Annotated in this window: 6 protein-coding genes, 1 tRNA gene, 1 rRNA gene, 1 other RNA gene and 2 pseudogenes; 10 read left to right on the top strand and 1 reads right to left on the bottom strand. The window is 40.1% G+C overall.

The window, feature by feature from the left end:
• Positions 1–40: 40 nt before the first annotated feature.
• Positions 41–156: ribosomal RNA gene (rrf, locus tag O3616_RS09240) — 5S ribosomal RNA — on the top strand.
• 5 nt (positions 157–161) lie between these two features.
• Positions 162–235 (top strand) — tRNA-Asn (locus O3616_RS09235).
• A 95-nt stretch (positions 236–330) separates the two neighbouring features.
• On the opposite strand, the pseudogene O3616_RS09230 reads toward O3616_RS09235, so the two are convergent.
• Positions 331–461, bottom strand: a pseudogene (locus tag O3616_RS09230) (ISL3 family transposase); the annotation flags it as partial.
• 23 nt (positions 462–484) lie between these two features.
• On the opposite strand from O3616_RS09230, the pseudogene O3616_RS09225 reads away from it, so the two are divergent.
• From O3616_RS09225 to radA, 8 genes and pseudogenes are all read left to right on the top strand, one after another.
• Positions 485–1,811: pseudogene (locus O3616_RS09225) on the top strand (IS3 family transposase); the annotation flags it as partial.
• A gap of 241 nt (positions 1,812–2,052) precedes the next feature.
• Positions 2,053–2,289: a sigma(X)-activator ComW gene (gene comW, locus O3616_RS09220; RefSeq protein WP_049487499.1), complete on the top strand. Its 237-nt coding sequence runs from the start codon at positions 2,053–2,055 to the stop codon at positions 2,287–2,289.
• 230 nt (positions 2,290–2,519) lie between these two features.
• Complete coding sequence (locus tag O3616_RS09215) at positions 2,520–3,806, top strand: adenylosuccinate synthase (protein WP_001832534.1); 1,287 nt, start codon at positions 2,520–2,522, stop codon at positions 3,804–3,806.
• A gap of 199 nt (positions 3,807–4,005) precedes the next feature.
• Entirely contained in the window at positions 4,006–4,473 is a 468-nt protein-coding gene (tadA, locus tag O3616_RS09210; protein WP_049487500.1) for a tRNA adenosine(34) deaminase TadA, read from the top strand.
• A gap of 34 nt (positions 4,474–4,507) precedes the next feature.
• Positions 4,508–4,603, top strand: an RNA gene (gene ffs, locus O3616_RS09205) — signal recognition particle sRNA small type.
• Positions 4,604–4,659: 56 nt separating this feature from the next.
• Positions 4,660–5,103, top strand: coding sequence for a dUTP diphosphatase (locus O3616_RS09200; RefSeq protein WP_371638699.1), 444 nt, complete (start codon positions 4,660–4,662; stop codon positions 5,101–5,103).
• A complete protein-coding gene (locus O3616_RS09195) occupies positions 5,063–5,620 on the top strand; it encodes a histidine phosphatase family protein (protein WP_371638697.1) in 558 nt (185 codons plus the stop codon). The genes O3616_RS09200 and O3616_RS09195 overlap by 41 nt, the downstream gene beginning before the upstream one ends.
• A 13-nt stretch (positions 5,621–5,633) precedes the next feature.
• A complete protein-coding gene (gene radA, locus O3616_RS09190) occupies positions 5,634–6,995 on the top strand; it encodes a DNA repair protein RadA (protein WP_371638700.1) in 1,362 nt (453 codons plus the stop codon).
• Positions 6,996–7,010 lie beyond the last annotated feature (15 nt).

Raw genomic sequence — 7,010 nt, 5'->3', positions numbered from 1 at the left:
TTTGAATAGATATTCAATTTTGAGTAGGTATTACTCAGAGTTAAGTGACGATAGCCTAGGAGATACACCTGTACCCATGCCGAACACAGAAGTTAAGCCCTAGAACGCCGGAAGTAGTTGGGGGTTGCCCCCTGTGAGATATGGAAGTCGCTTAGCTTTAATCCGCCATAGCTCAGTTGGTAGTAGCGCATGACTGTTAATCATGATGTCGTAGGTTCGAGTCCTACTGGCGGAGTAGTTAAGAAAAAGAGGTTTAGGCCTCTTTTTTTATTTTGGTGAACATAAAAATAGGCTCTCTGTCAACTGTAGTGGATTGAAGAAAAGGTAATATCTAGAAAGGACAAATTTCGTCCTTTGTTTTTTGATGTTTAGAGCGATGAAAATACTTTTTTTGAAGTTTTCAAAGTGTTGACGATTTTATATTTGTCCTTGAGAAAGATTTTAAAAACAGTCTGAAAAATCTAACTTTTGGGGTGTTTTTATTATGAAATTAACATATGATGATAAAGTTCAGATCTATGAACTTAGAAAATAAGGATATAGCTAGAGAAGCTTTCAAATAAATTTGGGATAAACAATTCTAATCTTAGATACATGATTAAATTGATTGATCGTTACGGAATAAAGTTCGTCAAAAAAGGAAAAAATCGTTACTATTCTCCTGATTTAAAACAAGAAATGATTCATAAAGTCTTACATGAAGGCTGGACTAAAGATAGAGTTTCTCTTGAATACGGCCTCCCAAGTCGTACGATACTTCTTAACTGGCTAGCACAATACAAGAAAAACGGGTATACTATTGTTGAGAAAACAAGAGGGAGAGTACCTAAAATGGGACGTAAGCCAAAAAAGAGACCTGAAGAGAGGACAGAATTAGAACGTCTTCAAGCAGAAAATGACTACCTGAGAGCGGAGAATGTCATCCTAAAAAAGTTGAGAGAACTCCGATTGAAGGAGAAAAAAGAGAAAGAAGAAAGACCGAAATTGTTCAAGAATTAATGACTGAGTTTTCGTTAGATATTCTTCTAAAAGCCATTAAACTAGCTCGTTCGACTTACTACTATCACTTGAAACAGCTAGACAAACCAGATAAGGACCAAGAGCTTAAAGCTGAAGTTCAATTAATTTTTATCGAACACAAGGGAAATTATGGTTATCGTCGGATTCATTTAGAACTAAGAAATCGTGGTTATCTGGTAAATCAGAAAAGAGTTCAACGCTTGATGAAAGTACTCAATTTACAAGCTAAAATGCGACAGAAACGAAAATATTCTTCTCATGGTAAGAAGGCAGATAATCTCATTCAACGTCAATTTGAAGGCTCTAAAACAATGGGAAAGTGCTACACAGATGTGACAGAATTTGCCATTCCAAATAGCACGCAGAAATTGTATTTATCGCCTGTTTTAGATGGCTTTAATAGCGAAATTATTGCCTATAATCTTTCAACTTCACCGAACTTAGCACAAGTAAAAACCATGTTGGAACAGTCCTTCACAGAGAAGCACTACGAGAATACGATTCTCCATAGTGACCAAGGTTGGCAATACCAACACGATGCTTACCATCGGTTCCTAGAGAGTAAGGGAATTCAAGCATCCATGTCGCGCAAGGGTAACAGCCCAGACAACGGTATGATGGAGTCCTTCTTTGGGATTCTGAAATCGGAGAAGTTTTACGGTTATGAGAAGTCGTTTCAGTCGCTTAAGCAATTGGAACAAGCCATTGTAGACTATATTGATTACTACAACAACAAACGAATTAGGGTAAAACTAAAAGGACTTAGCCCTGTGCAATACAGATTGGGGTCAGTACAATCTGATGCTATGCGTTTTCTTAATTTAAGATTTTTGCCTCAGTCTCTTTTAGTATTTAACACAGTTAATAAGATCCATAATAGTCTAATTTAGGTAGTAAATTTGTTCCTATTCTGTCAACTTTTCCTATTTGTTATCTTTTTGAGGTTGGTTTTTAAGCAATTCAGGAATTGATAGTGAATGTGTAAAATTTTTTGTTAGAATAAGCTTATAAAAAGTAAAGGGGTATAGGCTTATGTTACAAAAGATTTATGAGCAGATGACGGATTTTTATAGAAATATTGAAGAAGAGTATGGTACGTTCTTCGGAGATCATTTTGACTGGGAACATTTTCATTTTAAATTTTTGATTTATTATCTTTTCCGATATAGCATTGGGAATCATCGGGATTTTATTGTTTACCATTATCGTGTTGCTTATCGTTTGTATCTTGAAAAATTGATAATGAAACAAGGTTTTGTTGCTTGTTGAGACAGTATGAGTTAATTTCCGAACAAATTTAATTTTTTGTGGGAAAATAATGATAAATAGCCGGAATTATTTCTAAATCATTTTTTAATAGTTGGAAATAGCAAATCTTTCTATTGTTTCTTCTTGATAAAAAGTCGATTTTTTCTTATAATAAATTGTAAGATATAATTGCAGGTGAGAGTCCTGCCATGTATGTGAGAAAGGAAGAGCCTGAGGGCTCAGACAAGATTATGACTTCAGTTGTTGTTGTAGGTACCCAATGGGGTGATGAAGGTAAAGGGAAGATTACTGACTTCCTTTCAGCGAATGCAGAAGTGATTGCACGTTACCAAGGTGGTGATAATGCAGGTCACACAATTGTGATTGATGGTAAGAAATTTAAGTTGCACTTGATTCCATCCGGGATTTTCTTCCCTGAAAAAATTTCTGTTATTGGTAACGGAATGGTTGTAAATCCTAAATCTCTTGTAAAAGAGTTGAGCTATCTTCATGAGGAGGGTGTGACAACTGATAACTTGCGTATTTCTGATCGCGCGCATGTTATTTTGCCTTATCATATCGAGTTAGACCGTTTGCAAGAAGAAGCTAAGGGCGACAATAAGATTGGTACTACAATCAAGGGGATTGGTCCAGCTTATATGGACAAGGCTGCTCGTGTTGGGATTCGTATCGCAGATCTTTTGGATAAAGATATTTTCCGTGAGCGTTTAGAACGTAACCTTGCTGAAAAGAATCGTCTTTTTGAAAAATTGTATGACAGTAAAGCGATTGCTTTCGATGATATTTTTGAAGAATATTACGAATATGGTCAACAAATTAAGAAGTATGTGACAGATACATCTGTCATTTTGAATGATGCGCTTGATAACGGTAAACGTGTGCTTTTTGAAGGTGCACAAGGTGTTATGCTAGATATCGACCAAGGTACCTATCCATTTGTTACGTCATCAAACCCTGTGGCTGGTGGTGTGACCATTGGTTCTGGTGTTGGTCCAAGTAAGATTGACAAGGTTGTTGGTGTATGTAAGGCTTATACTAGTCGTGTAGGAGACGGTCCTTTCCCAACTGAGTTGTTTGATGAAGTGGGAGAACGTATCCGTGAAGTCGGTCATGAATATGGTACAACAACTGGTCGTCCACGTCGTGTGGGTTGGTTTGACTCAGTTGTGATGCGTCATAGCCGCCGTGTCTCTGGTATTACGAACCTTTCATTGAACTCTATCGATGTTTTGAGTGGTTTGGATACAGTGAAAATCTGTGTGGCCTATGATCTTGATGGTCAACGTATTGACTACTATCCAGCTAGTCTTGAGCAATTGAAGCGTTGCAAGCCTATCTATGAAGAGTTGCCAGGTTGGTCAGAAGATATTACCGGAGTTCGTAATTTGGAAGATCTTCCTGAGAATGCGCGTAACTATGTTCGTCGTGTGAGTGAATTGGTTGGCGTTCGTATTTCTACTTTTTCAGTAGGTCCTGGTCGTGAACAAACAAATATTTTAGAAAGTGTTTGGTCTTAAGAGATTTTTAAGATTTGTTTAAGATAGGTCGGGTATACTATAGACAGTTACAAGAAGACCTCCTAACTTGTTGTAACAAATATCCTAAACTTTTCTTTTTCATAATAATCTCCCTATAAAGTCACCGCATTCGGTGGCTTTTTTTGTCTTGGGATTCATGATATAATAATAAAATCGATAAGTAGTAAAAGGGAAATTGATGAATTATACAGTTGAAGAAAAAGAAGTCTTTATGAGGGAAGCTTTGAGAGAGGCTGAGATTGCTCTTGAACACGATGAAATTCCAATTGGTTGTGTGATTGTCAAGGACGGAGAAATCATTGGCCGTGGGCATAATGCGCGTGAGGAACTGCAGCGAGCGGTTATGCATGCGGAAGTTATGGCCATAGAGAATGCGAATCTGAGTGAGGAGAGCTGGCGCTTGCTTGATTGCACGCTTTTTGTGACCATTGAGCCGTGTGTTATGTGTAGTGGGGCGATTGGACTTGCCCGTATTCCAAACGTGGTCTACGGGGCTAAAAATCAGAAATTTGGCGCTGCTGGGAGTTTGTACGATATCTTGACAGATGAGCGTCTCAATCACCGTGTGGAGGTTGAAACAGGAATTTTGGAAGATGAATGCGCAGCTATCATGCAGGACTTTTTTAGAAATAGACGGAAAAAATAATTTTACTTTTAAAATGAATAGAAATGTGATATAATAAACGGTGGAGCAACAGTTCTGCGTGAAGCGGGTCAGGGGAGGAATCCAGCAGCCCTAAGCGATTTGAATTGTGTGCTCTTTTTTTCGTGCTTTTTACGAATAAATAAGATAGAATAATCTAGAATAAATGATAATAGAAAAGAGAAGATGATGAAAATTCGTGGTTTTGAATTGGTTTCGACTTTTACAGATAAAAATTTATTGCCCAAGCGTGAGACAGCGCATGCGGCTGGTTACGACTTAAAGGTTGCTGTGCGTACGGTTATTACGCCAGGAGAGATTGTATTGGTTCCGACAGGAGTTAAGGCTTATATGCAGCCGACTGAGGTTCTCTACCTCTATGATCGTTCTTCAAACCCTCGTAAGAAGGGCTTGGTTTTAATTAATTCAGTTGGGGTCATTGATGGGGATTATTATGGCAATCCTGGGAATGAAGGGCATATTTTTGCTCAGATGAAGAATATCACAGATCAAGAAGTTGTTCTTGAAGTTGGAGAACGTGTTGTCCAGGCTGTCTTTGCTCCTTTCTTAATTGCAGATGGAGATGCAGCTGATGGCGTGCGAACTGGTGGATTTGGATCGACAGGGCACTAGAATGAAGATTATCTTTGTACGTCACGGGGAGCCAGATTATTGTGAGTTAGAGGAGCGTTCTTATACGGGATTTGGGATAGATTTGGCACCCTTGTCTGAGGAGGGACGGAAGCAAGCCCAGAAACTGAGCAAAAATCCCTTGCTCCCTTCAGCTGAAATAATCATATCTTCTGCAGTCACAAGAGCTTTAGAAACGGCTTCTTATGTGGCTTGTGCTACGGGACTTCCTTTGAGAGTGGAGCCATTATTACATGAATGGCAGGTCTATGAAAGTGGCACAGATAATTTTGAAAAAGCTCGTACTATGTTTCTAGAAAATAATGGGGAGTTACTTCCTAATAGTCCTATTCAATATGAGACAGTTGAAGAGATGAAGTCTCGTTTTCTAGAATGCATGGCTAAGTACCGAGACTACCAGACAGTGCTAGTTGTCGCTCATCGAATGCTCATGCGCCAATTTGTACCAGACGAGAAGATTGATTTTTGCCAAGTGATTGAATGTGAGTTAGAGATATAGAAAGAGGTTTATCATCGCAAAGAAAAAAGCGACATTTGTATGTCAAAATTGTGGGTATAATTCCCCTAAATATCTGGGGCGTTGCCCCAACTGTGGGTCTTGGTCTTCTTTTGTAGAAGAGGTTGAGGTTGCCGAGGTCAAGAATGCGCGTGTGTCCTTGACAGGTGAGAAAACCAAGCCCATGAAACTGGCTGAGGTGACTTCTATCAACGTTAATCGAACCAAGACGGATATGGACGAATTCAACCGTGTACTTGGAGGCGGAGTGGTACCAGGAAGTCTCGTCCTCATCGGCGGGGATCCTGGGATTGGAAAATCAACCCTTCTCCTACAAGTCTCAACCCAGTTGTCCCAAGTGGGGACTGTTCTCTACGTCAGTGGGGAGGAGTCTGCCCAGCAAATCAAGTTGCGAGCAGAGCGCTTGGGAGATATCGATAGCGAGTTTTATCTCTATGCAGAGACTAATATGCAGAGTATTCGAGCTGAGGTGGAAAGAATCCAGCCAGACTTCCTCATTATTGATTCCATTCAGACTATTATGTCTCCTGAGATTTCAGGGGTGCAGGGGTCTGTTTCTCAGGTGCGTGAGGTGACGGCTGAACTGATGCAGCTGGCCAAAACTAATAACATCGCCATCTTTATCGTAGGTCATGTGACCAAGGAAGGAACCTTGGCTGGTCCTCGTATGTTGGAGCATATGGTGGATACGGTGCTTTACTTTGAAGGGGAGCGTCACCATACCTTCCGTATTTTGAGGGCGGTTAAAAATCGTTTTGGTTCCACTAATGAGATTGGGATTTTTGAGATGCAGTCGGGCGGTTTGGTTGAGGTGCTCAATCCTAGCCAGGTCTTTTTAGAAGAGCGTTTGGATGGAGCGACTGGATCATCAATCGTTGTGACCATGGAAGGGACGCGTCCGATTTTGGCAGAGGTTCAGGCTTTGGTAACACCGACCATGTTTGGAAATGCCAAGCGTACGACGACAGGACTTGATTTCAATCGAGCCAGCTTGATTATGGCTGTTTTGGAAAAGCGTGCAGGTCTTCTCTTGCAAAATCAGGACGCCTATCTCAAATCTGCTGGCGGTGTCAAATTGGATGAACCTGCCATTGACTTAGCTGTTGCTGTTGCCATTGCTTCGAGTTATAAAGACAAGCCAACTAATCCTCAGGAATGTTTTGTAGGCGAACTGGGCTTGACTGGAGAGATTCGCCGTGTCAATCGTATCGAGCAGCGCATCAATGAAGCTGCTAAACTGGGTTTTACTAAGATTTATGTACCTAAGAATTCCTTGACAGGAATCACTCCGCCTAAGGAAATTCAGGTTATTGGGGTGACAACGATTCAGGAAGTTTTGAAAAAGGTCTTTGCATAATTCGTGACAAATCCT

The sequence above is a fragment of the Streptococcus sp. 27098_8_86 genome, from assembly GCF_041432595.1.
Taxonomy (GTDB): Bacteria; Bacillota; Bacilli; order Lactobacillales; family Streptococcaceae; genus Streptococcus; species Streptococcus pneumoniae_F.
This window is presented reverse-complemented; position numbering and strand designations above follow the sequence as displayed.

Excerpts from the sequence above, each read along its gene's own strand:
- comW (WP_049487499.1), top strand. The coding sequence starts at position 2,053 with ATGTTACAAAAGATTTATGAGCAGATGACGGATTTTTATAGAAATATT.
- O3616_RS09215 (WP_001832534.1), top strand. The coding sequence starts at position 2,520 with ATGACTTCAGTTGTTGTTGTAGGTACCCAATGGGGTGATGAAGGTAAA.
- tadA (WP_049487500.1), top strand. The coding sequence starts at position 4,006 with ATGAATTATACAGTTGAAGAAAAAGAAGTCTTTATGAGGGAAGCTTTG.
- O3616_RS09200 (WP_371638699.1), top strand. The coding sequence starts at position 4,660 with ATGAAAATTCGTGGTTTTGAATTGGTTTCGACTTTTACAGATAAAAAT.
- O3616_RS09195 (WP_371638697.1), top strand. The coding sequence starts at position 5,063 with ATGGCGTGCGAACTGGTGGATTTGGATCGACAGGGCACTAGAATGAAG.